The organism is Vibrio sp. Vb1755 (assembly GCF_033338635.1).
GTDB lineage: Bacteria > Pseudomonadota > Gammaproteobacteria > Enterobacterales > Vibrionaceae > Vibrio > Vibrio alginolyticus.
Genome location: NZ_JAWOTA010000002.1, coordinates 240000 through 265122 on the forward strand (window position 1 = coordinate 240000; position 25123 = coordinate 265122).

General features: G+C 42.2%; 21 protein-coding genes. 17 read left to right on the forward strand and 4 right to left on the reverse strand.

The genetic code is table 11. The features are described 5' to 3' along the window. Position 1 precedes the first annotated feature (1 nt). The 16 genes from R7E00_RS03615 to R7E00_RS03690 all read left to right on the forward strand — a co-directional run bounded on the left by R7E00_RS03615 (position 2) and on the right by R7E00_RS03690 (position 20420). The gene (locus R7E00_RS03615) at positions 2–796 is read left to right on the forward strand and encodes a PP2C family protein-serine/threonine phosphatase (protein ID WP_017820218.1); all 795 of its coding nucleotides are present in this window, start codon (positions 2–4) and stop codon (positions 794–796) included. Further along, positions 789–1904, forward strand: coding sequence for a type VI secretion system protein TssA (gene tssA / locus R7E00_RS03620; protein WP_017820217.1), 1116 nt, complete (start codon positions 789–791; stop codon positions 1902–1904). The genes R7E00_RS03615 and tssA overlap by 8 nt, the downstream gene beginning before the upstream one ends. Before the next feature lie 15 nt (positions 1905–1919). Beyond that, entirely contained in the window at positions 1920–2450 is a 531-nt protein-coding gene (tssB, locus tag R7E00_RS03625) for a type VI secretion system contractile sheath small subunit (RefSeq protein WP_005387524.1), read from the forward strand. Beyond that, a complete protein-coding gene (tssC, locus tag R7E00_RS03630; RefSeq protein WP_005375950.1) occupies positions 2450–3943 on the forward strand; it encodes a type VI secretion system contractile sheath large subunit in 1494 nt (497 codons plus the stop codon). Before tssB ends, tssC (R7E00_RS03630) begins: the two co-directional genes overlap by 1 nt. Before the next feature lie 52 nt (positions 3944–3995). Further along, positions 3996–5507: a type VI secretion system contractile sheath large subunit gene (tssC, locus tag R7E00_RS03635; RefSeq protein ID WP_064369227.1), complete on the forward strand. Its 1512-nt coding sequence runs from the start codon at positions 3996–3998 to the stop codon at positions 5505–5507. A 10-nt stretch (positions 5508–5517) separates the two neighbouring features. Beyond that, positions 5518–6312, forward strand: coding sequence for a type VI secretion system accessory protein TagJ (locus tag R7E00_RS03640; protein ID WP_005375952.1), 795 nt, complete (start codon positions 5518–5520; stop codon positions 6310–6312). 7 nt (positions 6313–6319) lie between these two features. Next, a complete protein-coding gene (gene tssE / locus R7E00_RS03645) occupies positions 6320–6784 on the forward strand; it encodes a type VI secretion system baseplate subunit TssE (RefSeq protein ID WP_017635621.1) in 465 nt (154 codons plus the stop codon). After that, positions 6781–8604 carry a type VI secretion system baseplate subunit TssF gene (gene tssF, locus R7E00_RS03650; protein ID WP_017820213.1) on the forward strand — a complete coding sequence of 608 codons (1824 nt, stop codon included), beginning with the start codon at positions 6781–6783 and terminating at the stop codon, positions 8602–8604. Before tssE ends, tssF begins: the two co-directional genes overlap by 4 nt. Next, complete coding sequence (gene tssG, locus R7E00_RS03655) at positions 8601–9566, forward strand: type VI secretion system baseplate subunit TssG (protein ID WP_005375963.1); 966 nt, start codon at positions 8601–8603, stop codon at positions 9564–9566. Before tssF ends, tssG begins: the two co-directional genes overlap by 4 nt. Before the next feature lie 10 nt (positions 9567–9576). Then, entirely contained in the window at positions 9577–12144 is a 2568-nt protein-coding gene (gene tssH / locus R7E00_RS03660; RefSeq protein ID WP_017820212.1) for a type VI secretion system ATPase TssH, read from the forward strand. 208 nt (positions 12145–12352) lie between these two features. Next, positions 12353–12832, forward strand: a complete 480-nt coding sequence (locus R7E00_RS03665; RefSeq protein ID WP_005375967.1) for an Hcp family type VI secretion system effector — start codon at positions 12353–12355, stop codon at positions 12830–12832. Positions 12833–12881: 49 nt separating this feature from the next. Continuing rightward, entirely contained in the window at positions 12882–14717 is a 1836-nt protein-coding gene (gene tssI / locus R7E00_RS03670) for a type VI secretion system tip protein TssI/VgrG (RefSeq protein WP_115386668.1), read from the forward strand. Positions 14718–14728: 11 nt separating this feature from the next. Continuing rightward, positions 14729–15019: a PAAR domain-containing protein gene (locus R7E00_RS03675; protein ID WP_005375969.1), complete on the forward strand. Its 291-nt coding sequence runs from the start codon at positions 14729–14731 to the stop codon at positions 15017–15019. Continuing rightward, the gene (locus R7E00_RS03680) at positions 15020–15859 is read left to right on the forward strand and encodes an NAD/NADP transhydrogenase subunit beta (protein WP_262606013.1); all 840 of its coding nucleotides are present in this window, start codon (positions 15020–15022) and stop codon (positions 15857–15859) included. Between the two features lie 361 nt (positions 15860–16220). Further along, positions 16221–17354, forward strand: coding sequence for an exonuclease SbcCD subunit D (locus R7E00_RS03685; protein ID WP_005375971.1), 1134 nt, complete (start codon positions 16221–16223; stop codon positions 17352–17354). A gap of 9 nt (positions 17355–17363) precedes the next feature. After that, positions 17364–20420, forward strand: a complete 3057-nt coding sequence (locus R7E00_RS03690; protein ID WP_262606014.1) for an SMC family ATPase — start codon at positions 17364–17366, stop codon at positions 20418–20420. A 59-nt stretch (positions 20421–20479) separates the two neighbouring features. Here the strand turns inward: R7E00_RS03690 and R7E00_RS03695 are convergent, their stop codons facing one another. Beyond that, positions 20480–20860, reverse strand: coding sequence for a cystatin family protein (locus R7E00_RS03695; RefSeq protein WP_172563844.1), 381 nt, complete (start codon positions 20858–20860; stop codon positions 20480–20482). 304 nt (positions 20861–21164) lie between these two features. On the opposite strand from R7E00_RS03695, the gene R7E00_RS03700 reads away from it, so the two are divergent. Continuing rightward, positions 21165–21698 carry a lipocalin family protein gene (locus R7E00_RS03700; protein ID WP_054576742.1) on the forward strand — a complete coding sequence of 178 codons (534 nt, stop codon included), beginning with the start codon at positions 21165–21167 and terminating at the stop codon, positions 21696–21698. A 207-nt stretch (positions 21699–21905) separates the two neighbouring features. Here R7E00_RS03700 and R7E00_RS03705 read toward each other — a convergent pair whose 3' ends face one another. From R7E00_RS03705 to R7E00_RS03715, 3 genes are all read right to left on the reverse strand, one after another. Then, entirely contained in the window at positions 21906–22901 is a 996-nt protein-coding gene (locus tag R7E00_RS03705; RefSeq protein WP_258641607.1) for a succinylglutamate desuccinylase/aspartoacylase family protein, read from the reverse strand. 110 nt (positions 22902–23011) lie between these two features. Continuing rightward, positions 23012–24544: a putative basic amino acid antiporter YfcC gene (yfcC, locus tag R7E00_RS03710; protein ID WP_005387492.1), complete on the reverse strand. Its 1533-nt coding sequence runs from the start codon at positions 24542–24544 to the stop codon at positions 23012–23014. Between the two features lie 212 nt (positions 24545–24756). Then, positions 24757–25077: a c-type cytochrome gene (locus R7E00_RS03715; protein ID WP_104976059.1), complete on the reverse strand. Its 321-nt coding sequence runs from the start codon at positions 25075–25077 to the stop codon at positions 24757–24759. Positions 25078–25123 lie beyond the last annotated feature (46 nt).

Genomic DNA, 25123 nt, shown 5'->3' on the forward strand with positions numbered 1-25123 from the left:
AATGAATTGGAACTATTTTACCTTTGCTAAATCGCACGCAGGAAAAGTACGCCCTTATAACGAGGATGCTCTGTTGGATATGACAGAGCAGCATATTTGGGTGGTTGCCGATGGAATGGGTGGACACAGTGCTGGCGATATAGCAAGCCAGATGCTAGTGGATAGAGTCGCGCGCCACATGCAGGATGTCTCCAATACTAATATCGATGATATCCGAAGAGTGGTTCAAGAAGCGAACTTAGAAATTTACCAATACGCACAAAATCACTTAGACGGTAAAACGATGGGAACAACACTTGTTTTGTTGTTTATTCAGGATGGGTATTACCACTGTCTTTGGGTGGGGGATAGCCGAATTTACCAGCTTAGAAGTGGTAATTTTGTCCAAAAAACACGTGATCATAGTCAAGTCATGGACTTAGTGGATCAGGGCTTATTGGCATTTGAAGATGCCGAATCTCACCCTCTTGCAAATGTTATTACCAGAGCTGTTGGGGTCGACGAAAGTGTCACTATTGATCAAGTTTCAGGGCAGTTGGCTGACGGCGATCAGTTTCTACTCTGTAGCGATGGACTCTCTAAGGAACTTACGAGTGATGAAATTCATCGGACATTGTATGCAGACTCAGTCAACCAAGCTGGATTAGCGCTCATGCATTCGGCTTTGGTTCGGGGCGCAAGTGATAACGTAACTTGTGCTTTGATCAAAGTTCGCCAAGCGCAAACGGAGTGCGAAACAGTAGCTAGAGAAGACGCGACAATACCTGTCTTTCTAAGAGGGAGAGCTTATGAGTAATGAAATGTTTGATTGGTATGAACAAGCGTTGGCTCCTATATCTCAAGAAAATCCTACAGGTGTTGATCCTAGAGAGGATGTATCACCACAGTCTGCTTACTATCGGTTGAAAGATCAGCGTATGGCCGCCCGCAACGCTGAACGTAATGCTCTTATAGAAGAAGAAAGTATCTATACCCACAGTAATTTATGGCGAGTATTTATTGAAGATGTCCCAGAAATACTCACGAATCAGTCTAAAGATTTGGAATTTGTTGCCTGGCTTATAGAAGCCCTAACTCGATTGTATGGTTTTCGTGGTATGGGCGTTGGCTACAAACTCGCAACCAGTTTAATTGAGAACTTTTGGGATGATCTGTACCCAATGCCTGATGAAGATGGTATTGAGACAAGAATATCGGCGATTATTGGCCTCAATGGTATCGATAGTGAAGGAACACTTATTTTTCCAATTGCTTGTATACCATTGACTGACTTAGGCGTGGAGCAAGCTTATGCCTATTGGGAATATCAGCAAGCTATAGAGCTTGAGCGCTTAGACGAAGATAAGCGCCGAAATCGAGTCGAGCTTGGGGCTGTTGAGCTATCTGAAATTATAACTACGGTTAAGTCGACTTCTGATACGTTTTATCGAGAATTAATCACGGATTTGGAGTTCGCTACGGAATCATTTAATGAATTCAGTCAGCGATTAGATGAAGCGGTCGGTGATGTGACTCCTAGTTCTTATATATCAAAAAGACTTGAATCAATACACTCGGCATTAAGGCACCTTCTTGGAGATCGTTTTAATCAACCACAAGCAGTGATTGAAGAGCTAGAGGATCTTGATGAATCTTCTTCTGAACAACCGTTAAGTTCACAAAGTTGTGATGCATTATTAGCGACAAACATGAAATCACGAGAGCAGGCAATTAGACAATTGCAGCAAGTAGCTGATTTCTTCCGAGAGAGTGAACCTCACTCACCAGTTTCTTACTCCATCGAACAGATCATTCGTTGGTGTGGGATGCCTCTGCCGGAGTTACTGGCGGAACTTATCTCCGACGGGGATGCAAAGAAAAGCTACTTCCGTTTGGTTGGCATAGCAGAACAAAATGAAAATTAATAAAGGGAGAATGGTATGACGAGTATCCACTCGAAACTATCACGAGTACGGAAGCCTCGTGTCCACATTACCTATGATGTTGAAACTGAAGGTACAACTCTTAAGAAAGAACTGCCTTTTGTTGTAGGTGTAATGGGTGATTTCGCTGGTCAAAACACAGAAGCGTTGAAGCCATTAAAAGACCGCCGTTTTATTCAGATCGATCGAGATAACTTTGACGATGTACTCAAAAAAATGAATCCATCGGTGAAGTTTAAAGTTGCGAATAAGCTTGCGAATGACGATTCACAGTTTGAGGTCGATTTAAACTTTAAATCAATGCAAGACTTTGAGCCTGCTGCGATCGTAAATCAAGTTGATCCACTACGCCAATTGATGGAAACGCGTAATAAACTGCGTGATTTGATGACAAAAGTTGACCGCTCAGAAGAGCTTGAAAATATCCTAGAGGATGTTTTGAACAATACGGACAATCTGGCAAGACTTGCAGGCGAGTTAGATCTTGACAAGAAAGCGAAGTCAGACAGTACTGAAGGAGCGGAATAATGACGACTGAAGCTGAAAAACAGTTAGATCCAACAGTTAATGAACAGACAACTTCATTCTTAGATCAAGCTATTGGTGCGACTAAGCAGACCGAAGCTTCTCGTGCTGAGGAGCTGATTAAAACGCTCGCTGAAGAAGCAATGAAAGGGACAGTTACTTGGAACAAAAACCTAACAGTAACTTTTCGTGAAGCGATTAATTTGCTCGATAGGCAGATTTCTGATCAGTTGTCTGAAGTAATGCATCACCCAGAATTACAGAAACTCGAAGGTTCTTGGCGCGGCTTAAATTATCTAGTGATGAATTCAGAGACCAGCTCTACTCTGAAAGTTCGCATGATGAGCATGACCAAGAAAGAGCTACATAAAGACTTGAGCAAAGCTGTTGAGTTTGATCAAAGCCAGATCTTTAAAAAGGTTTACGAGTCTGAGTTTGGTAGTGCTGGTGGTGAACCGTATGGTGCATTGATTGGAGACTATGAGTTTACCAACCACCCAGAAGATATTGAGTCGTTACGCCTAATGTCAAATGTAGCGGCTTCTGGCTTCTCTCCATTCTTGTCCGCAGCTTCACCAGCACTATTCGGCTTTGATGAGTGGACTGAGTTGTCAAAACCACGCGACCTAGATAAGGTATTTGAATCACTAGAATACGCCCAATGGCGTTCGTTCCGCGAGAGTGCCGATTCGCGCTTCGTTAGTCTGACGATGCCAAAAGTCCTTGCTCGTTTGCCATACGGACAAGCTACCGCTCCAGTCGAAGAGTTTGGGTTTGAAGAGTTCGAAGTAGATCCTGTTTCAGGTATTGCTGTTAACGCTGAACATAACGACTACTGTTGGATGAACTCTTCGTATGTTCTTGGTGTTAAGTTAACCGACGCATTTTCAAAATATGGATTTTGTACTGCCATCCGTGGTGCAGAAGGCGGCGGTCGAGTGGATAACTTGCCAACGCATTTCTTCATGAGTGATGATGGCGACCCTGATATGAAGTGCCCAACAGAGATTGGTATTACCGACAGACGTGAGGCGGAGCTTGGTAAGCTTGGTTTCTTACCGCTTTGTCACTACAAAAACACCAACTATGCAGTGTTCTTTGGTGCGCAAACCTGTCAAAAACCAGCGAACCATGAATCCCCTGAAGCAACGGCCAATGCGGCCATTTCTGCCCGCCTACCTTATATGATGGCAACATCTCGTTTTGCGCATTATTTGAAAGTAATGGCTCGAGATAAAATTGGTAGCTTTATGGAAGCAGAAGACGTTGAGTCTTGGCTGAACCGCTGGATCCTAGGTTACGTCAATGCTTCTGAAGGCGGTGGTCAAGAGATCAGAGCGAAATACCCTCTAGCAGACGCTCGTGTTCAGGTTAAGGAAATTCCTGGCGCACCTGGTTCTTACAATGCCGTAGCATGGCTGAAGCCTTGGTTACAAATGGAAGAACTGACCACATCTTTGCGACTTGTGGCAAAGATCCCTCAGTCAGGTGGATAAGAAATGAATTGGCTGGTCGAAAGGCCAGCCATGACCAATCTTTATGTTCTAGATGGAATTAGCAGTGTCACTTAACTTTCGCGACCCTAGCAAGCTAAAACATGAGTTCAGTACCGGAGGCTATGCTGAACTTGATAGCCCGTGGTTGACTCGATTCAATGAATCTTCTGATCTTGTAGCGTCAGCGCGAATTTGGCTAGAAGGTACACGTTCAAGAGATTTGGACAGCTTTCGTCATAGTGTGATGAACACAATTAACCGCATTGATGAGCTATTAGAATCTCAACTAAATGAAATATTACATCATCCTGAGTTTCAACAGCTCGAAAGGGGGTGGGTTGGAGTTAGGTATTTATGTGAACAGGTTGATTCTCGTTCATCGGACTCTGTAAAAGTTAAGGTTTTAACGGCGACATGGAATGAAATCAGTAAAGATGCTTTAAAAGCCATCGAGTTTGACCAATCAGCACTATTTAAGTTGCTCTATCAAAATGAATATGGCATGGCAGGGGGAGAACCCTTTGGTGTGGTGGTTGGAGATTATCAGCTTCGCTGTGATCCTAGTAAAAATTATTTTGATAGAGATCTGTCTGTGTTGAGTAAGATCTCTCAGTCTGCAGCTGCAGCATTCAGCCCATTTATCATGTCTGCATCGCCAGAGATGTTTGGTGTTGATAGTTTCGCTCAACTCTCTGCGATAAGAGATATAGCAGCCCAATTTGAACAGGAAGATTATGCAAAGTGGCGTAGTTTGAGAGATAACGATGACGCTAAATTTATTGGTTTGACTGCACCTAACGTCTTGTTCCGTCAGCCATACAAAAGTGATGGCTCGCGGAATGATAAATTCAATTTTCAAGAACACATCTACGACTCCAACCGAGATTTGCTATGGGGGAGTAGTGCGTACTGTTTTGCTGCCGTATCAATTAGAGCATTTCAGGAACATGGTTGGTTCACGCATATGCGAGGGATTAAACAAGGCGATTACAGTCAGGGCATTATCGTCGCTCCTACAAGGAGCAAGATGCGTGTTAACGGCAAGAATGATCGTGAAAGATGTCCGTTAAACTTGAAAATCTCTGAGAGAAAAGAACAAGAATTGTCTGAGTGCGGTTTTATTTCTATTTCTCCAATACCTGAGACTGATATGGTAGGGATGACCTCGAATGTATCTCTCTACAAGCCCAAACAATACGCAGAAAAGCATATTTCAACGAATGCAAAACTGACATCGATGTTGCAATACACATTGTGTGTATCGCGAGTCGCACATTATCTCAAGGTTATGGGGCGTGACAAAATTGGTGGGTATCAAGATGCAGAAAGCCTAGAGCGTGACTTTCAACGCTGGTTACATCAGTACACTACCGCATCAGATGAAGCGTCTGATGAGCTTCGAGCTAAATATCCCCTAAATGAAGCGAAAATTACAGTTCGAGAGAAAAGAGAAACTCCTGGACATTATTACTCAGTTATCCATTTGCGACCGCATTTTCAACTCGATCAAATGGTATCTAGCATTAAATTAATTACCGAATTATCACCAGAGCACATGGTGTAAGGAAATAACAATGACTCAATGGAAAAATGCTTTGTCCCAAGGCCTATTGCAACACGCTCTAGAGCAATTAACTGATGAAATTAAAGCAACACCTAAAGATGCGAGCTTGAGAAGTTCCTTCATTGAGCTTCTTTGCATTGATGGGGACTTCGAGCGTGCGGACGCTCAGCTCATGCAATCGATTAAATTGTTTCCTGAGTATCTGCCTGGTGCAAGTCAGCTACGACATTTAGTGAAAGCAGCTCAAGCTAGAAAGGATTTTATCAATGGTGCGGCTAGTGCCAAAGTAATAGGTGATGAGGAATTAACTAAAGAGCTTGTTCGATTTAATCTTGCTCTCGGAAATCAAGAGTACGAAGAAGCGTCACGTCTATCGCATCGCATTGAAGAGCATCGTACTATTAAAGGGTTTAACGTAAACGGCACAAACTACGAAGATGCTAGAGATATTGATGATCGTTTAGGTGGTTACATTGAACTGTTTTCTACAGCAGGTAACTATTTTCTTGTACCCATATCGAGCATCCATACGCTAGAAGTTAAAGCACCTACTTCATTGTTAGAGAGTATTTGGCGACCTGTCGAGTTTGATATCGATGGACTTGGTGAAGGCGAAGGCCATATGCCGTTGACATATGTTGACTCAGAGACCGATGCGCAAAAGTTAGGTCGAGAAACGGATTGGAAGCAGATTGGTGAGCAAGAATCTTTTGTTGGCTTGGGTCAAAAATGTTGGTTAGTCGGTGATTCGGCGCTTCCAATCTGTGATTTGACTACATTATTAGAACAGAAACAAATAGCGTAGAAATATCATGTCTTTAACCGTTTCTCTGCTCGACAAATTGATAGATAGTGATCCTCTCACTCGAGATGAGAAAGACTTCCCTGCAAGCCAGCAACAGATGTTGAGCAGCTTACTTAGAGATCTAGAGTCGATGCTGAATAGTCGTATTGGATGGAAAAACATTCCTGATGATCTTTTAGAGGTTCGTTATTCAATATTGAATTATGGGCTGCCAGATTTTTCCTCAATGCCCTATAGCAGCCAAGAAGGGCAGAATCAGCTTTGCGACATCGTTCATGATGCAATTAAAGAGTTTGAGCCGAGGTTAAGGAACCCTCATGTCCAGATTTCAGACGAGAAAAACGCTATTGATAGGGTATTGAGGTTACAGATAAATGCCACTTGCTTAATTGATAACAGTATTCATGAAGTGCGATTCAATTCTGAAGTAGAGCCGGTAAATTTAGGTATGAAACTGAGTAGAGCAAAATGAGTGAAGAGTTTCTCAAGTACTATAATCGCGAGTTAGCTTATTTGCGTCACAAAGGGCAAGAGTTTGGTGAGCAGTATCCCAAGATTGCCGCGAGACTTCGTATTAGTGAGGAACAGGTTGACGATCCACACGTAGAAAGATTGTTAGAAGGCTGCGCATTTCTAACAGCAAGGATTAGACAAAGCTTAGACAATAGTTACCCTCAGTTTACAGAGTCTTTGATGGGACAGTTATATCCGGATTTTCACGCCCCAATCCCGTCAATGTCAGTCATTAAAATGAGCTGTTCTAACTCCACTTCCTCTTATTTTGATGTAGAAGAAGGCGAGCGAGTTGTTATCGGTGCTACTGGATATCATGAATGCGAGTTTAGAACTTGTTATCCGGTCAGAATGTATCCTGTTGATGTGACCTCTGGCGTTTTTAAAAATGCGCCTTTCAAGCCAGTTGGCTCACGATGGGAAAGCAATGCTCATTCAGTTTTGAAAGTACAGCTCACGGCTCAAGATGAAGAGACTCCTCTTGGTGAAATGGGGATAGAACGGCTGCGCTTCTATTTAAACGGTCAATCTCAATTGACTTTTAAGCTCTACCAAATGCTGTTTCAAAACCTAATTGGTTTATCTGTTGTTGTGGATGGCAAAGAAGTTCGTCCTTTAACCAAAAGACATCTTTCTGAAGTAGGATTTTCAGAAGATGAGAAAGTTGTGCCATACAGTAAAAGAAGCTTTTCAGGAGCAAGATTACTTGTTGAGTATTTGCACTTTCCTGAGAAGTTTATGTTCTTTGATATCACCGAACTTGGATTATCTGAGCTAGATCTTGGAGAGCAAGTCGAACTGTATTTTTACTTTGATACCAACGATGACTGGCTTCCAAAGCAAGTGGACGAAGAAAGCTTAATGGTAGGTTGTGTGCCTGTAATCAACTTATTTAAAAGTATTATGGAGCCTAAGCGTATTCTACCAACTGAATACGATTACCACTTGTCTCCGCAATACCAAGAATCTGAAAGTAATGAGGTTGTCTCAATTTCTGACGTAACGTTGAGAAACTGGAACAAAACGTACCACAATTTGCCATGTTATCACGCTGGTGAGCACACGCATTATACAAACACTAGTGAGATTTATTGGTTGATGAGACGTGAGGATAAGAACTGGGCTGGTGGGTATGATGAGCCAGGTAGAGAAACTTACATTTCTTTTGTTGATAAAAAACATCAATTGTTCAGCCCGGATAGCCGGGAAAACTGGTTAATGTACGTGGAAGCTGAGTGCTGTAACCGCAACTTAGCGCAGAAACTTCCATTTGGAGGTGGGCTGCCGCAAGTATCTTTACCGGAGGTAAATGACAATTTCGAATCTGTTCGTTGTTTAGTTTCTTTATCAGAAACTATTCGGCCAGAAATGGATGAAAGCACACGATGGCAGTTAACTAAGCTTTTAACTTTAAACCATTTTACCGAGGAAGATGGTTTAGCAACTTTGAAGCAGACCCTTAATCTCTATGCATTTTCTGGGACAGCAGAAACGAAAGCGGTAATCGATGCTTTAACTAAGTTAGAGTTTGAGCCTACTACAGGAAGAATTAGTCAGAAAGGCAAAGTTGGATTTGCGCACGGTATAAAAATTATTTTGACGGTTTCTGATCAAATTTTACCTAAAGAGCAGATCTTTCTCTTAGGTAGTGTTTTATCTGTTTACTTCTCGCAATATGCTGAAATTAACATTTTTACGCAGTTAGAAATAAGAATTAAGTCCACGGGAAAGTCTTTCCACCTATGGCCCGCATTAACTGGCGATAAGGTGTTGCTATGAGCGCGGAACAATTTTATCGAGAATTAAAGCAACATCCATTGTTTGAAGCGATTCATCTTATTGAACACGAAGTTCTGCAAGCAGAGGCGCAAATAGGAACAGATGCGTTACCGAAGCATGAAAAGCTAAACTTAAAGGTTAATCCATCATTAGGTTTTGAAAATGCTCAGCTTTGTGAACTGAAAAATATAGATGACAGCAAGTTAGAGATTGAGACCAATTTAATAGGCCTAACGGGTGAGCAAGGTGTGCTTCCCCAGCACTATAGTGAATTAGCTTTACATCGCCAAAAAGAAGGCGATACGGCTATGGTGGACTTCTACGATATTTTCAATCATCGCTTATTATCTCTTTATTATCGATGTTGGCAACTGAGTCAGCTGACTGTTCAGTCTCGTGCGCATGCGCAGGGCGCGCGTTCGCCGTTAGAAAGCTGTAAATCGGCATTAACTGGGAAAGGGAGTTCACTGTCCCGGCACTATGGTGGTGTGTTTGCTTCACCAGTGAGAAGTAAAGGTGGACTGAAAAGTATTCTTGAATGTTTATCTGGATGCCAAGTAAAAGTTCATGAATTTCAAGGACAATGGTTACACCTTACGAAAGAAGAGCAAACACGCCTTGCATCCCGAACTATGCCTGAAGGGCAGTTTGCTCAACTTGGTTTAGGAGCGTCTTTGGGTTCGAAAGCATGGAACATCAACGCGGGGACAACAATAGAATTTCTGCCAAAAGATAAACAGCTAGTTAGTAAATTGCTTCCTAACCAACCCAATATAGCAATCATTAAGAACGCTGCTTATGAGTTGATTGGAAAACATAAACAACTGAAGTGGCAGCTCACCACCAAACATAGTTTGCTACCACAAGCTTGTTTATCGAAACAGCAGGGGCAGTTAGGTATTGGTTCTGTGCTTAAAAAACACGAACGTACAAAAGATCGAACTATAACAATTACTATTTAAAGGAAATGTAATGGCTTCACTCTCACTTTCAGCGTTGGTCGAAAGATTGTCTCCTCAGGCTAAGGAAACACTTGAACAGGCAGCTGCGATGGCAAGCTCCCGAACTCATCACAGTATTGAAATGTCTCACTGGTTAATGATGATTATCCGCCATCCTGACGATATTTACTCTGAAGTTTTTGACGAATTTGATGTCGATAAAATCAAGGTTGAAACCGATATTCAAAAGGCATTAGAAAAATACAAAACAGGATGCCAGTCGGTGCCTGGGCTATCAGCTCATACGGTGACTGTTATGCAAAATGCCTTGTTGTCTGCAACCATTGAATTCAATCAAGAACAGTTGGGGTGCATCCATCTTTTATTTGCCTACTTGTCTGATGATACGTTAGTCAACATGGCTGGTTCGATTAGTCCTGAACTAAACAAGATAGAACCATCTCGCTTATTGAACTTTAAAGAAAGTAATGCGCCTCAATCAAGATCGAATGACTTAGCGCAGTCAAACGCGAATTCCGCCTTGAATCAATTTACAACAGACCTTACTGAGCAAGCTAGGGAAGGTAAAATAGATCCGGTGATTGGTAGAGATAATGAAATTCGCCTAATGATCGATATTTTATTAAGACGCCGACAAAACAACCCGATTCTTACGGGAGAAGCTGGTGTTGGAAAAACAGCCGTTGTTGAAGGTTTGGCGCAAAAGATCATTGATGGCGATGTACCTCCCGCTCTGCAAAATGTGGCAATTAAGTCTCTGGATTTGGCGTTACTGCAAGCCGGCGCAGGCATGAAAGGTGAGTTTGAAAACAGGCTTAAGAACCTTGTTAAGGAAGTAAACGACGCTCCACAGCCTATTATATTGTTCATTGATGAAGCTCATGGCCTAATTGGCGGTGGTGGGCAAGCGGGCCAAGGTGATGCGGCGAATATTCTGAAGCCAGCATTAGCGAGAGGTGAACTCAGAACGATCGCAGCAACAACGTGGGCAGAGTATAAAAAGTATTTTGAAAAAGATGCAGCTTTAACTAGGCGTTTTCAAGTCGTAAAGGTTGATGAGCCTGCCCCTGAACTCGCGATCGAAATGTTACGAGGCTTACTTGATGTAATGGCACAACACCACGATGTTCATATCACTAACCAAGCTCTCAATGCAGCGGTCCAACTGTCAGCTCGATACATTAATGGTCGTCAACTGCCAGATAAAGCGGTTTCTGTTTTGGATACGGCCTGTTCTCGAGTTGCGTTAAGTCAGTCATCTACACCGGGAGGCCTAGATGCGAAAAGAAACAAACTTAAAGCAAAGCAAGCTGAGTATGAGCATCTTAGCCAAGAGAGTCGGCTAGGAGCATCTCTTGATGTGCAGCTGCAAGGTGTCCGAAAAGAGATTGATGCGCTATCTAATGACATTATTGAATTAGAAGTACTTTGGGAAAAAGAAAAAGAATGGGTAAATGAAGCTAAGTCACTTAGAACCCAAATAATCCAGGAGGGTTCTGAAACTGCTAGAGACAAGTTACAAGAGCTTGAAAATAACCTTTCCGCTAACTCACAGCCCTTAGTTTTTTCGCATGTAAATGAAGCGCTAATCGCAGAAGTTATTTCGGATTGGACCGGTATACCGCTAGGTAAACTTCAGGATGATGAAATCCAAGCAGTATTGGGTTTGAAAGAAAGTTTGTGTAAGCGAGTTGTCGGGCAGGATCACGCTTTAGAGCTCATGTCTGAAGTGATAAAAACCGCGAGTGCGCAGCTCACGGATGAGACACGACCAAATGGTGTATTTCTCCTAACCGGACCAAGCGGAGTGGGTAAAACCGAATCGGCTTTGGCGATTGCAGAGAAAGTCTATGGTAGTGAAGAAAATGTCACGACTATCAATATGTCGGAATTTAAGGAAGAGCATAAAGTCTCATTGCTATTAGGTTCTCCTCCTGGTTATGTCGGTTATGGAGAAGGAGGTGTACTGACTGAAGCTGTTAGACGTAAACCTTATAGTGTAATTCTCCTCGATGAAATGGAAAAAGCGCACCCTGGTGTTCAAGATATTTTTTATCAGGTGTTTGATAAAGGCTCAATTAAAGACGGTGAAGGTCGAGATATAGACTTTAAAAACACTATTATTATTATGACCGCGAACACAGGGACCGAAACGACGATGTCTTTGTATTCTGATCCTGATTTATCTCCTGAGCCGTCAGCACTAAAAGATGCTTTACGCGATGATTTGTTGGTCGACTTTAAACCTGCATTTTTAGGGCGTGTGAACGTATTACCTTATTTGCCTCTATCAAGAAAAGTATTGATAGAAATAACAAAATTAAAGTTGGATAAAATTACGACTCGTATTCGTAAGCACTATAACGCTGACCTGTTTTTTGATGAGGAACTAATTAATGATATTGTAGACAATAGCAATGAGTCTGGCAGTGGTGCGCGTGTGGTACAAACAACCATAGAAAATACATTGCTTCCGAAGATTTCTCATGAAATATTGCATGCAATTCTTAATGATAAGACGTTTGATGAAATTATTGTTAAAGGTACAACTAGTGGACTTGATGTCTCAATAGTTTAACATCCTTTACACTCTCAATAATAATTGGGAGTTGGTTCATATTAACTATTATTTTTTATAAAAAACGCTTAAATTAAATCTTATTTAAAGATATAACAGGGCGTATTTAAAATGAAGTTTTTGATACATTAATCACTAATTATCACCAAACGTCAGATAATTAAATTACTACGATATATGTCAATTAATAATGCTATAGGAGATTAGCATGCAGTCTAATACGTATCTTAAATACGCAGATATTAAGGGTGAGGCAACAGCCGAGCAATACAAAGATTTGATTACACTACTATCTGTAGATTGGAGTGTAGGTCGTGAGATCTCATCATACACTGGTACAGCGATGGACCGTGAAGCGAGCGCTACTCGTCTATATGATTTGACTATCACTAAACTTCAAGACCGTTCTTCTCCTGACTTATTTAAAGAAGCGACGATTGGTAAAGGTAAACCAGCGGTTTTCCATATTACTAAGCAGGGTGAGAAGGTTGAAGAGATCATGAAGATCGAACTGACTGATGCGATGATTTCTAACTACTCAGTTTCTATCCAAGACGATCGTCCAGTTGAAACTATCACAATTTCTTACACAGAAATGATGATGACAGTGACTCCTACTGACGATAAGAACAACACTTCTGCTCCATTGGTATACGGCTACAGCGGTGTTAAAGGTCAACAAATGTAATTTTCATGCGGGGGAGTATTCCTCCGCATTTTTTTGAAAGAAGTATTTAATGAAAAGAGCAACTCAAGATAACAATTTCATCCGAATTTCTTCCCCATTCGGTAAAGATGCCATCATACTAAACTCGTTTGAGTATAAAGAAGAGATCTCAGAACTTTTTTCATTGCGTGCTAAAGCTTACTTTAATGATCAACGAAGTGAGTTAAACGAAATTATTGGTAAGGAAGTTACCATTACCCTTGAAAATAATGAGGATGTTTCTTCAAATCCTCGTTATATGCATGGTTACGTTTCTGCTGCAAGATTAGAAGGGAAAAGGGTTTCTAATACACATAAAGGCGAAAATTATAAAAACATAGAATTATTAATAGAGCCTAAATTACGTTTCGCTGAATATCGAAAAAATTGCAGAATATTTCAGCATAAAGATATAAAGGAAATTATCTCTGAAGTACTATCGGAGCATAGTGTTGCCTTTAGTTTTGAGCTAACCAAGTCCTATCCTAAATACACGTACAAAGTACAATATGAAGAATCAGATCTTGAATTTGTTCGACGTCTGTTATCGGAAGAGGGGCTATCATTTTGTTTTACACATACTAAGTCTGCCCATACGCTCAATATTTTTGATGACATCAGTTTTTATAAGCCGGGTACTGAGTTTTTAGTCGATTTTGATACAGGTACGGCGAAATCTAGCCACATTTCTTCTTGGCATGAAACGCAAATTCTGACTACTAAAGCGAGTCAAAAGTCAGGCTATAACATGCTCAAGCCTTCTTCGAATCCTAAAAATACTGCAAAGGGTGAAAGTGATTTTTTTACAGTACCTGGAAGCGAGTATTTTGAATACATGGGTGAAATGGAGAGCAATGATCAATACGCACTGAGAAACACGCATGCAATAGAAGCACTACAGCAAAATGCATATTTGTGTCGTGGCGAGGCTACGTGCAGAACATTCAGTGTGGGCAAGTGCTTCAAGTTTAAAAAGCATGAAGATAAATCTCGAGTCGGCAAAGAATATGTACTGTCTTCTGTTTTTTTGTCTGCTGCTGTTTATAACCAGACTGGTCAAGGTGGGACCGGTGCGCAAGGTGTCAAAGTCTCGTTTAGTTGTGTTGACTCAAAGACAATCCTGCGTCCTTCAGTTAACTACCCGAAACCTCAGATGAAAGGTTTGCAAACCGCAGTAGTTACGGGGAACAAAGATGGTGAAATTTACATAGACAAACATGGCCGTATCAAAGTTCAGTTTCACTGGGACCGTGTTGGTAAATACGATGTAAATAGTTCATGTTGGATTCGTGTTGCGCAAAATATCGCAGGTAACGGATGGGGGTCGGTGTTTCACCCTAGAGTCGGACAAGAGGTCATCGTCGAGTTTGTCAACGGAGACCCTGATCAACCAATCGTTACGGGGTCACTATATAACGGTAGTCAACTCCCTCCTTACGCTTTACCAGAGCAAAGTTCTCAGAGTGGTTATAAATCACGCTCTGTACAAAAAGGTACATCCAATTTTAATGAGTTGCGCTTCGATGATAAGCCTGGTGAAGAGCACATTTATCTTCATGCTGAAAAACTGTTCCAAATGCTAGTTGAAGACTGTGTTGATATCGCCGTTGAAAACAGTAAAACCGAAAAAGTGACCAATGATGTTAATCAAGAGGTTGGTCAGAACGCGAGCTTGAAAGTAGGTAAAAACTTTTCGAATGAAACGGGTGAAGTACTGTCTTTTAATGCAGGAAAGAGCGTCGAGATCAAAGTAGGTGGTGCTTCTATTCAGATGTCTAGCTCTGGAGAAATCAATATCAAAGGTAATAAAATATCCATTAACGGCTCAGCTATTGCTCTTAAAGCTGGGCAAATTTCATTGAACTAAGGTGATTTAAAGTGGGTAAACCAGCCGCAATTTTGGGCAGCTTTCATCTTTGCCCTAAAAAAACAGGAAAGATACCGCATGTCGGTGGTCCCGTCGTTGTTGGTTCACCAAACGTAACGATTGGCGGGATACCTGCGGCAAGACAAGGCGACAAGCTTATTTGTATCGGTCCTCCGGATAGTATCTCAGCAGGTTCTTCTAGCGTAACAATCAACGGTAAACCAGCCGCGAGAGTCGGCGATTCAACGTCTCATGGTGGCAAAATTCTATCTGGTATGCCTACGGTTTTAATCGGAGGCTAGATGCCACTCGCATTTCAAACGCATCTTCTATCCTTTAATGGCCGTTCACACACCGTTCGCGAGATAGCTGATGATTCTTTTAGATTGTCCGAGGAAATCCGACCCCCTGACTTTGCTCAATCAATAGATGAGCATATATTAAGCCTCGTGCGCTCTGAGCGCGAGAGTCTTGAGCAAGCTGATATCAAGGGGAATCTCTGTGTTCTTTTACCATCTTCGGTGGACAAAAGTTTGCTTAAAGCATTGATAAGCGAGCTTTCTATTTTCGTTGACCAAACTGTCAATACTGAAATTTACTTTTATCCTTATGGCCAAGCTGCATTTTTGATGGCACTAAATCGGATAAATCGTGAAGTTAATGAAACGCAAGCGACTTGGATACTGGCTATAGAGGTTACGAGTGATGTAGAAGGGCATGTCAAACCTCAAAGCTCTATCATTTTAACCAAGTGTTTTTTTCGACATTCAGGTCTTGTGCCTGATGTTGTTCGAATTGATTTAGATGCCAAACAACAACGCATCGCCGTGGACAAGGTGTTTAAGCAATTAGGAGTAAGTTGTGAACATCCACTCAGTCAATTGTATTTATCCGTTAATAAGGAAGAACCGCAATGGTTAAACTCAATGCAATTCTTGTCTCCGTGGGTGACCGAGCAAACTCAGTATCAATTTGTTGATATCAAACTTGGCGGATTGGGTGCATGTGGCGGCGTTTTAAAAGCGTTAGTGATTGATGAGCTTCAAAGAAGCAGCCCCTGCCCAGACTTTCACGTGTTGCAAGCGGACATCGAGTCAGATGGCTATGCAGTAGGAGTAATATACAATTGGCGTAGTGAATAGGTCTGGCTATTGCTTTTCCTTCTAGTAGTAGTTGAGGTTTTAGTGATGCAAATGTTATGGGGGATTGACTCGAAACTGGCCCTTTAATGATGTTTGGACAATGACTAGGCGCAGCTTGCTTTTCAAAATAGCTTTGCTCACCGCGTTTTTACAGTGTTCTTCTCGCTTTCTGATTAAATAGCCAGCCATAGAACACAAACCACATGAAAAGCTGTTCGACTCAAGATATCCTTACCGAAATAAAATAACTTGAGTTTTGGCTTGTTCGAGATCCCACCCGTGACGCATTCCTTTTTATAAACGGTACATGGACTCTGACAGAAGCAAGCCTACTCATAGAATTGGCGGAAAGTGAATTCGAATGAAGTTTATCCACACCTCAGATTGGCATCTTGGTCGACAATTCCACAACGTATCACTACTCGAAGATCAACAAGCAGTACTCGAACAACTGATTAACTATATTGAACGCAACCCCGTCGATGCAGTTGTAGTGGCGGGAGATATCTATGACCGTTCGGTGCCACCAACGGTTGCAATAGAACTGTTAAATCGAGTCGTGAAACGCATTTGTACCGAGTTAGAAACACCAATGATATTGATATCTGGCAACCATGATGGTGCAGAAAGGTTAGGTTTCGGCTCAGAGCAAATGAAAAATGCAGGTCTCCATATTGTTAGCAACTTTGAAGAGATGCTCACTCCCATCATCATAAAAACGGACTCTGCGGACGAGGTCGCGTTTTATGGTATGCCTTATAACGACCCTGAACAGGTCAGGTTTGCCTACAAAGCCTCGGTATCCACTCATGATGAGGCTCATCAATTGCTTGTTGAGCAAATTAAAGAGCGCTTTATCTCTAAGCAAAAGCGCGTGCTCGTGAGTCACTGCTTTGTTGATGGGGCTATCGAGTCAGACTCTGAACGACCATTATCTATTGGTGGTTCTGATCGCGTGAGTCATGAACACTTCTTAGATTTTGACTACGTCGCACTTGGTCATTTGCATCAGCCTCAAAAGAAAGGCGCAGAGCATATCCGTTACTCTGGCTCTCTCATGAAGTATAGCTTTGGTGAACAGAACCAGAGAAAAGGTTTCACGTTAGTTGAACTGGACAAGAAAGGATTCGTTTCTGCAAAGCATATTGATCTTACGGCTCCTCATGAAATGCGTATTGTAGAGGGCGAGCTGGATAAAGTTATTGAGCAAGGGAAAACAGACCCCAAGAATGAAGATTATTTGTTAGTTCGTTTGATGGATAAACATGCGATTTTAAACCCAATGGAAAAACTTCGTTCAGTGTATCCAAACGTTTTACACCTTGAGAAACCTGGCATGTTAATTGGGGTAGAGCAGGAAATGGCGCAAGCAAAGTTGGCGCGAAGCGAAATTGATATGTTCCGAGATTTTTTTATTGAGGCGCAAGATAGCCAGTTGTCTAAAGAGCAAGAGCAAGCTGTTACTGACATTATTAAGCAATTATCACAGCAATAGGGACCAAAGATGAAACCAATTAAACTAACCATGCAAGCCTTTGGTCCGTTTGCAAAAACTGAAATCATTCATTTTGAGAAGCTTGGCAGTAACCCTCTATTTTTGATTAATGGTCCTACAGGTTCCGGTAAAACGTCGATCTTAGATGCCATTTGCTTCGCCCTTTATGGTGAAACCACAGGTAATGAGCGACAAGGTATTCAGATGCGGTGTGACTTATCCGCGCAAGACTTACCAACCGAAGTAGTTCTCGAATTTTCGTTACACGGCAAACAATACCGAGTTGTTCGATCCCCTGAGCAGGAAGCGCCCAAGGCCCGTGGTGAAGGGATGACGATTAAAAAGCACACTGCGGCTCTTTATGAACTCGGTGAGACTGAAACGCTTATCACCAGCAAGACGACTCAGGTTAAAACTGAAGTTAGCAATATTATTGGCTTGAATGAAACTCAATTTCGTCAAGTTATGGTGTTGCCTCAAGGAAAATTCCGAGAACTGTTGCTTGCTAGCTCTAAAGAGCGTGAAGAAATTTTTGGCCAGCTCTTTCAAACTGACATATATAAAAAAATTGAGTACGCGCTCAAAGATAAAGCGAGTGCAATTAGTAAAGCGAAAGGCGAATTTGATAATCAAATTCGAGGTGCTTTACAAGTTGCAGAAGCGAGTTCTGAACAAGAACTATTACAACAACTGGAACAAGTAACTAAGCAATTAGAGTCTGATAAAAAGAATGAGCAAGCAGCGTTAGATAAGCTCAATACTGCTAAATCTGAATTGCAAAAAGCGGAAACCTTGAATGGAGAGTTTTCGAAACGAGAGCAAGCAGAAAGCGCACTCAAGCTGCATCTAGAACACTCAGATTCGATAAAAGCTCGTCAACAGCAATTAGAAAACGCTAAAAATGCCAATAAGATAGAGTTGCCCTACATCTCATTACAAAATGCAAAAGCTCAAACGCAAGAGCTTAGGCAAAAAATCGTAGCTTTGGAAGAGAGTCTCGAAAAAGCTAATGTCGTTGCGAGAGAACAAGAAAACTTGCAGCAAAGTGCAAAAAAGGCAGCGGCAAAGGTCCCGCAGTTAACGCAACTGCAGTATCAACTTGAAAGTATGAAAAACAAGTTGGTCGAGAAAGACAATTTGGAAAGTAAAATAACGGCGGGTTATCAACAAAAACAACAATTTGAAGCAACGTTAAAACAGTACATAGAACTAAAAGATAAGTTAACGTTACAGGCCCAGCAGGGACAGAAGGAGCTAGAGAAAGCACGAGTTGATGTTGCGCTTATTGGCAGCATCGATGCGGAAATAAAACAAAAACAACGGCTGTTACAGGATCTACAAAAGCTGCATGATCTTACTTTAGAGCTCTCTAAACTCAATGCGCTAACTGTAGGCAAGCAGCAGTCACTACACGAAGCCAGTCAGCGCTATATGCAGCGTCAACAAGCCGCTGATACGATAGAGCTTAAGTGGCACAACGCTCAAGCGGCAGTATTAGCGCAGCGACTAAAAGCAGGTGAAGCATGCCCGGTGTGTGGTAGCGAAACGCATCCTAACCCCGCAACGTTTGTTGAAGAAGCCGTTACAAAAGAGCAAGTTCAGGCGGCTAGAGCTAAAGAGCGAGAAGCTCAAACCTTGTTGAACCAACTAAGCAATCAGCTAGAACAACATAACGTTGTCATTAGTCAGTATCAGAATCAGTGTAACCAGTTGAAAGAGGAGTTGGGTGAGTATGCTACATCTGAGATCTCGACGGTTCAAAATGATTTGCAAGCGATCAATGCTCAACTCCTACGTCTACAAGCTATTGATATTGAAAAGCTAGAAAAGAACGTTGAACAGCTTAATCAACGCTGCGTCGTGGGTGAAAATAAAATTCATGAGCTGCAGAATAAAATGGCGGCAAATGAATCAACCGTTAAAGCGAACCAAGAACAATTGGCTCAATTACAAGCTTCTATTGACCCAAAATACAGTTCCGCTGACTTGCTTGAACGTGAAATTTTGCTGACAAAAGAGCAAATTCTGAGTTTGAACACAGGCTTAGAAAAGGCGCAAACCGCTTTGCAGCAAGCGATATTGGAGAAATCAAATGCGGAAAGTCACTTAGCGACGAACAAGCAGTGGTTATCTGAGTCAGAGCAAAAACTTAGCCAAGCAGAATTAGCGTGGAATGAGGCACTACAGGCGAGTAAATTTGAGGATGAAAGCCATTATCTAAGTAGTCGAGTGGGAGATGATGAACTTCAAGCCTGGCAGCAAGAAATAGACAGCTTCAAACAGGCACAAACCAAGCTTGAGCAAACACTACATGATTTAAATCATGCATTGAAAGATCTTGAAAGGCCTAATTTAGAGTCGTTTAACGATAGGTTAACCACTCTGCAGGCGCAATATATTGAAGTAAGGAATCAACTTGATACCACACGCTCAATATTTGAACGTCTTGAAAAGGTTCGTAAAGATATTGCCGTGTTGCATGAGAAAAATAGTAAGTTAGAAGAAGAATACAAAGTCTTTGGTACGTTGTACGACGTTGCTAGCGGTAAAACAGGCAGCAGGGTTAGCCTACATCGCTTTGTTCTTGGTGTACTGTTGGATGATGTGCTGATTCAGGCCTCTCAACGCTTAAGCCTTATGAGTAAAGGGCGCTATATTCTTGCTCGAAAAACAGAGGGCTTCAAAGGCGCTGCGGGTCGCGGCTTAGATTTAATGGTTGAAGATGGCTACACAGGAAAAACGCGTGATGTTGCGACACTTTCCGGCGGTGAATCATTTATGGCAGCGCTTGCTCTGGCACTTGGTTTGTCGGATGTTGTGCAATCCTATAGTGGCGGTATCCGTTTAGACACTTTATTTATTGATGAGGGCTTCGGTAGTTTAGACCCAGAGTCTTTAGATCTTGCTATTCAAACACTAGTGGACCTGCAACAGACTGGGCGCATGATCGGTGTTATTTCTCACGTTTCTGAGCTGAAAGAGCAAATGGCGCAGAGGATTGATGTTGAACCATCAAGACTTGGTTCAACGGTGTCGATTAAATCTCAATGTCGCTTCGCTGTCTAATTCAGTGACTACTGTTAGATCAAAAAGCCCCTATTGTTAGGGGCTTTCTGACTAAGTCGCTACTGTTCGCAAAAGTAGCCTTCTTTTGGCGATTGGGTAATCGCATATTCGCCATCGAGGTTGCGATAAACAATCGTGTTCCAAACAGAGCCATCATCCAATTCAAACTCAATAGCATAGTTGACGCCGCTAACGATTTGCGCGTGAACATTCAGTATTTGTTTAAACGACGCTATTGTGTCCATTTTCTCTAAAACAAAGGCCATTGCCTTTTGTGCATCAGGGGTCGCGTTAAACTCATTCCACCCACCTGGCATGTTTCCTTGTGCATTACATACATCTGCTGAGGTCGTTAATTGTGTCGTTTCGCTCGGCTTTTCCTGCTGACAACCTGCAAGTAACACCAAAAGTGCACAAACTGACACTGTTTTTAATTTCATAACAATAACCTCTGTCTATAACGCAACGTATTATAGGAGGGTGATATGCCTACGAATGTCTATGTTGTGCAAAGTTTCTATATGCATAGGGTTAAATGCTGACAAAATGTACAAGCATGGTCAGCTTGTAAGTCAAAAATAGAGCAATCTTGTTAACGATTTGCTGAGATGACGAGGTTTCGGTGTTCAGTGCGCTATTGATGAAGAATTGTGATGTGTACCTATGAAGGTGATGGTGCGGCTTAGTGATCGATTTGTTATCTTCTAGAGTAAAATCAATCACTAATTAAAATTTAGGTGTTGTATGAAATCGATAAAAATATTTTTACTTTTGTCACTTGCAACTTTATTTGGTTGTACCTCGAAGCCGGATGGGGTGGAACCCGTCAATAATTTCGATTTAGAGCCATATCTAGGTAAGTGGTACGAAATTGCACGCCTAGACCATTCATTTGAGCGAGGCTTATCCAACGTTACCGCTGAGTATCAGGTTCGCGAGGATGGTGGGGTTAAGGTGATAAACCGTGGATATTCCGAAGAAGAGCGACAGTGGTCAGAAGCTGAAGGCAAAGCTTATTTTGTTGAAGATAAAACGGTTGGACACTTAAAGGTTTCCTTTTTTGGGCCAATATACTCTTCTTACATTGTTTTTGAGCTAGGTGAAAACTATGACTATGCGTTTGTTTCCGGTTACAACCACGACTATTTGTGGCTATTGTCTAGAACGCCTAACGTTGATGAGAGAGTAGTGGAGCGCTTTAAGTACGTAGCTAAAGAGAAAGGTTTCGCTATCGACGAGCTCATTTTTGTTGAACAAGAGAAACAAAGACAGCTTTAAGTTCATCAGCGTGGCTGAAAAAGCGGACAGAGGGGCAGCTTCCTAATTAAGAGCTCGGTTTGTCATTTCGCTTAACAGTAATTTGTTACCGCGTAACTTAATGTGGTCAAAATGGATATAGCCCCATCATTTGTGATTACTCGTGATGGGGCTTATATAAATTTGAGTGAGCGTCGAAAGGTTGATCTATCAACAAACGGTTATGGTTTACTTAATCAAACGAACGATCAGGGAACCTGGTGCTCGAATAGATTCAACATTGTGGCTAAGTACTGTGCCGCTTGTTGGGGCGGTGTAGCGTTTAATCTCAGCGCCAAAGCTGTCGTATTGAATCGCAAGAAGTTGGCCTTGCTCGACAAAATTCATCAAACTGACATGAGGCAGTACAAAGCCGCCGTGTGTCGCTTTCACACTGATGATTTCGTTTCCTTCCAAGCATGACGTAATAGGGTCCATATCACCTTCAACAATGTTATGCTTTTTCAGCACATTAAAAATGCCTGTTACAGTTCGACTGATAAGTTCTTGCTCGGTATATCGCCCCATACCTACTTCAACAGTAATACTTGGGACACCATGGTTATTCCAGACCGTTTCAAGGACGCCAGCATCTCCAGGATCATTTAAAATCGCATCAGGATTAATGAGGCGAGCCATTTCTAATGATTGCTCGATTCGGAAATCTGCAAACACGTAAAGTGGATAGGCCGCACCACTGGTTTGAGTGTGAAGGTCAATGGCTAAATCAGCATTTGGCTTGAGCAAATCATTCCACAATGCATATAAGTAACGTTGGGCCTCATTGCCGTTTTGGTCACCAGGAAAAAAGCGGTTTAAGTTTGCAGGAGACGCATCAGGGTCTGCGGAATAGAAATCGCGGCTGTGGTTTAGCATACCAGGCATGTTAATGGTTGGAACAATAGTGACAGTACCAGCGACTTCAGTGCCGATGAGCTCTCGAGCAGTTTTCTGCGCTGCTAACACACCATTGTACTCATCACCATGAACCCCTGCGGTAATCATGATCTTCTTGCCAGGTTTTTCACCTTTGAACACTAGCACAGGTAGGTGTTGCCACTGAGAGAGAGCATTCGTTGCGATGCGAAACCAAAACTTATGCTCGCCCGAATTTAGGTCTGCTACATTGAGAGACTGAATCACTTGATGACCTTGAATCACGTCATCGAGAAATTGTGTTGCCATTAAAGTTACCACTCCAAAACCATAAGCTAATCTAAAACCTTAGCGTCGTCATACCATGAATATTAATAAGGCGAGAACATGTCTCGCCTTAATTACCAATTGGTTTCGTTTTACGCAAAACCCATAATATGAGCTGCGATAACGACGATACTTGATAGGGTAAAGAGTAATAGAATAAATCGCCAGCAGAATTTTGCCCAGTCACCCCAGTCGATACGGCAGACACCAAGCGTTGCCATGAGAGATGCCGAAGTAGGGACGATAACGTTAGTAAAGCCATCGCCAAGTTGGAATGACAAAACTGCCACTTGGCGCGTAACTCCTGCAATGTCTGCCAGAGGGGCCAGTAGAGGCATCGTCAGTGCCGCTTGTCCAGAGCCCGAAGTGACGAAGAAGTTGAAGATAGATTGGAATACATACATTAACCATGCCGCAGCCACGTCAGGAAGCCCGCTAATCACGCCGCCAGCACTGTTTAGAATTGAGTTCAGTACACTCGCTTCATCAGTTGTACCACCACCAAGGATCAACAATACACCTTTTGCACAACCCACTAATAGGGCAGGTGCAAGCATAATAGCTGCACCTTCTTTAAATGCATCAGCTGCGCAGTTTAGCGTCATACCGTTTAGGCGGAAAATCGTACCGATGATCGCGACAACAAAGCCCATAGTGAAAAATTGAGACGCGATTTCTGGGATGTACCATGCGTTAGCGACTACGCCCCAAACAACCCACACCGTGGTCGCAATAACCGTAAGGATAACGAGTGTGTCACCTAGGTTCCAACGAGAATCTTGATTGCCAAGCTCTTGCTGACGGAAATACTGGTCTGTGCGATGGCTGTAAGAAAGTTTAGGATTTGACTTCACACGAGCGGCGTAGATCATTGTGAAAGCGATACCGATTAACGTAAAGCCAGCCCATAACCCCATGCGTACTGTCATGCCGGATAAAACAGGTACACCCGCAATGCCTTGCGCAATAGCTACGGAAAAAGGGTTCATCCAAGAAGTAGCGAAGCCAATTTGAGTCGCAACATAGGTAACCATTACCGTAGTGATACCATCATAACCAAGGCGAACCATAAGCGGCGCGATAATAATCGCAAACGCTACGGCTTCTTCACCCATACCAAATACCGCACCGCCTAGCGAGAACAGCAAAAATAGCACTGGAATGAATAGCGCTTCGTTACCTTTGGTCTTATCGATAAGGCGCAGGATACCGTTATCGATTGTGCCTGTGCGCATTACAACGCCGAAAGCACCGCCGATAACCAACATGAACATAATCACGCCGATTGCGCTGCCCCATTTAGAGCCAGAAACTAGCCCTTCGAAAGGGAAGTTCATCAGACCAATGCCACCACCAGAAGCAAACAGGCCAACCTTGTTGTAAACCAGTTCACCGTTTTCGTCGGTTGCATAAGAGAAAGAAGAAGGATCGATAACTGTGCGAGTTTTTTCTGCACCGTCGACCATGTAGGTCACCTGTTGGCTATCAAAATGACCAGCAGGAATTAAGTAGGTAAGAATCGCAGCAAGAATACCAACAATGAAGATCAAAATGAGGGTATCTGGCATCTGCCACGACTTAGGGGTAGCAACCGAGTCTGCTGGTTGCGCATGTGTGTGAGACATAACTTACTTCACGTCAAATTCAATAAAGCATGAAATATCGATAAAATAGAATAAAAAGTCAATATTAATGCTTGTGTTGAACTATAAATTCATCAAATATTTGAAGTGAAGTTAATTTGATTGTTTTGTGGTCAAATGTTGGGTTAATGTTTCAGTATGCGTTGAGTTTGGATGATTCACGAGCTTTCATAGTACATCTACAGGTGATCTAATCACTTGATTTCTGTCTGTTCTGCATAAAAAGCAGCGACATCACGAAGGTCTTCATCATTTAACATTTTTAACTGTGCTGCCATCATTTCTGCAAGTGGCCCTTTACGCTCACCGGCTTGATAAGATTTCATTGCATTGTAAAGGTACTGAGCATTTTGACCAGCAAGGCTTGGATAGGTGTTGTTCGTTGCGATGCCTGTAACACCGTGACAATAGACACAGCTAGGTGATTTGATTTTACCTTTATCAGCATCACCAAACGGCTCGGCATGGATAGCGGAAGAGAAAATAAAAGAGATTAGAAGTATAAATCTGAGCATGGAGGTTATCTATTCGCTAAAAATCATGCCGATACAATAAAGCTTC

Bases quoted from the DNA above. Each gene is read 5' to 3' on its own strand.
- R7E00_RS03615 (WP_017820218.1), top strand. From the start codon at position 2: ATGAATTGGAACTATTTTACCTTTGCTAAATCGCACGCAGGAAAAGTA.
- tssA (WP_017820217.1), top strand. From the start codon at position 789: ATGAGTAATGAAATGTTTGATTGGTATGAACAAGCGTTGGCTCCTATA.
- tssB (WP_005387524.1), top strand. From the start codon at position 1,920: ATGACGAGTATCCACTCGAAACTATCACGAGTACGGAAGCCTCGTGTC.
- tssC (WP_005375950.1), top strand. From the start codon at position 2,450: ATGACGACTGAAGCTGAAAAACAGTTAGATCCAACAGTTAATGAACAG.
- tssC (WP_064369227.1), top strand. From the start codon at position 3,996: ATGGAATTAGCAGTGTCACTTAACTTTCGCGACCCTAGCAAGCTAAAA.
- R7E00_RS03640 (WP_005375952.1), top strand. From the start codon at position 5,518: ATGACTCAATGGAAAAATGCTTTGTCCCAAGGCCTATTGCAACACGCT.
- tssE (WP_017635621.1), top strand. From the start codon at position 6,320: ATGTCTTTAACCGTTTCTCTGCTCGACAAATTGATAGATAGTGATCCT.
- tssF (WP_017820213.1), top strand. From the start codon at position 6,781: ATGAGTGAAGAGTTTCTCAAGTACTATAATCGCGAGTTAGCTTATTTG.
- tssG (WP_005375963.1), top strand. From the start codon at position 8,601: ATGAGCGCGGAACAATTTTATCGAGAATTAAAGCAACATCCATTGTTT.
- tssH (WP_017820212.1), top strand. From the start codon at position 9,577: ATGGCTTCACTCTCACTTTCAGCGTTGGTCGAAAGATTGTCTCCTCAG.
- R7E00_RS03665 (WP_005375967.1), top strand. From the start codon at position 12,353: ATGCAGTCTAATACGTATCTTAAATACGCAGATATTAAGGGTGAGGCA.
- tssI (WP_115386668.1), top strand. From the start codon at position 12,882: ATGAAAAGAGCAACTCAAGATAACAATTTCATCCGAATTTCTTCCCCA.
- R7E00_RS03680 (WP_262606013.1), top strand. From the start codon at position 15,020: ATGCCACTCGCATTTCAAACGCATCTTCTATCCTTTAATGGCCGTTCA.
- R7E00_RS03685 (WP_005375971.1), top strand. From the start codon at position 16,221: ATGAAGTTTATCCACACCTCAGATTGGCATCTTGGTCGACAATTCCAC.
- R7E00_RS03690 (WP_262606014.1), top strand. From the start codon at position 17,364: ATGAAACCAATTAAACTAACCATGCAAGCCTTTGGTCCGTTTGCAAAA.
- R7E00_RS03695 (WP_172563844.1), bottom strand. From the start codon at position 20,860: ATGAAATTAAAAACAGTGTCAGTTTGTGCACTTTTGGTGTTACTTGCA.
- R7E00_RS03700 (WP_054576742.1), top strand. From the start codon at position 21,165: ATGAAATCGATAAAAATATTTTTACTTTTGTCACTTGCAACTTTATTT.
- R7E00_RS03705 (WP_258641607.1), bottom strand. From the start codon at position 22,901: ATGGCAACACAATTTCTCGATGACGTGATTCAAGGTCATCAAGTGATT.
- yfcC (WP_005387492.1), bottom strand. From the start codon at position 24,544: ATGTCTCACACACATGCGCAACCAGCAGACTCGGTTGCTACCCCTAAG.
- R7E00_RS03715 (WP_104976059.1), bottom strand. From the start codon at position 25,077: ATGCTCAGATTTATACTTCTAATCTCTTTTATTTTCTCTTCCGCTATC.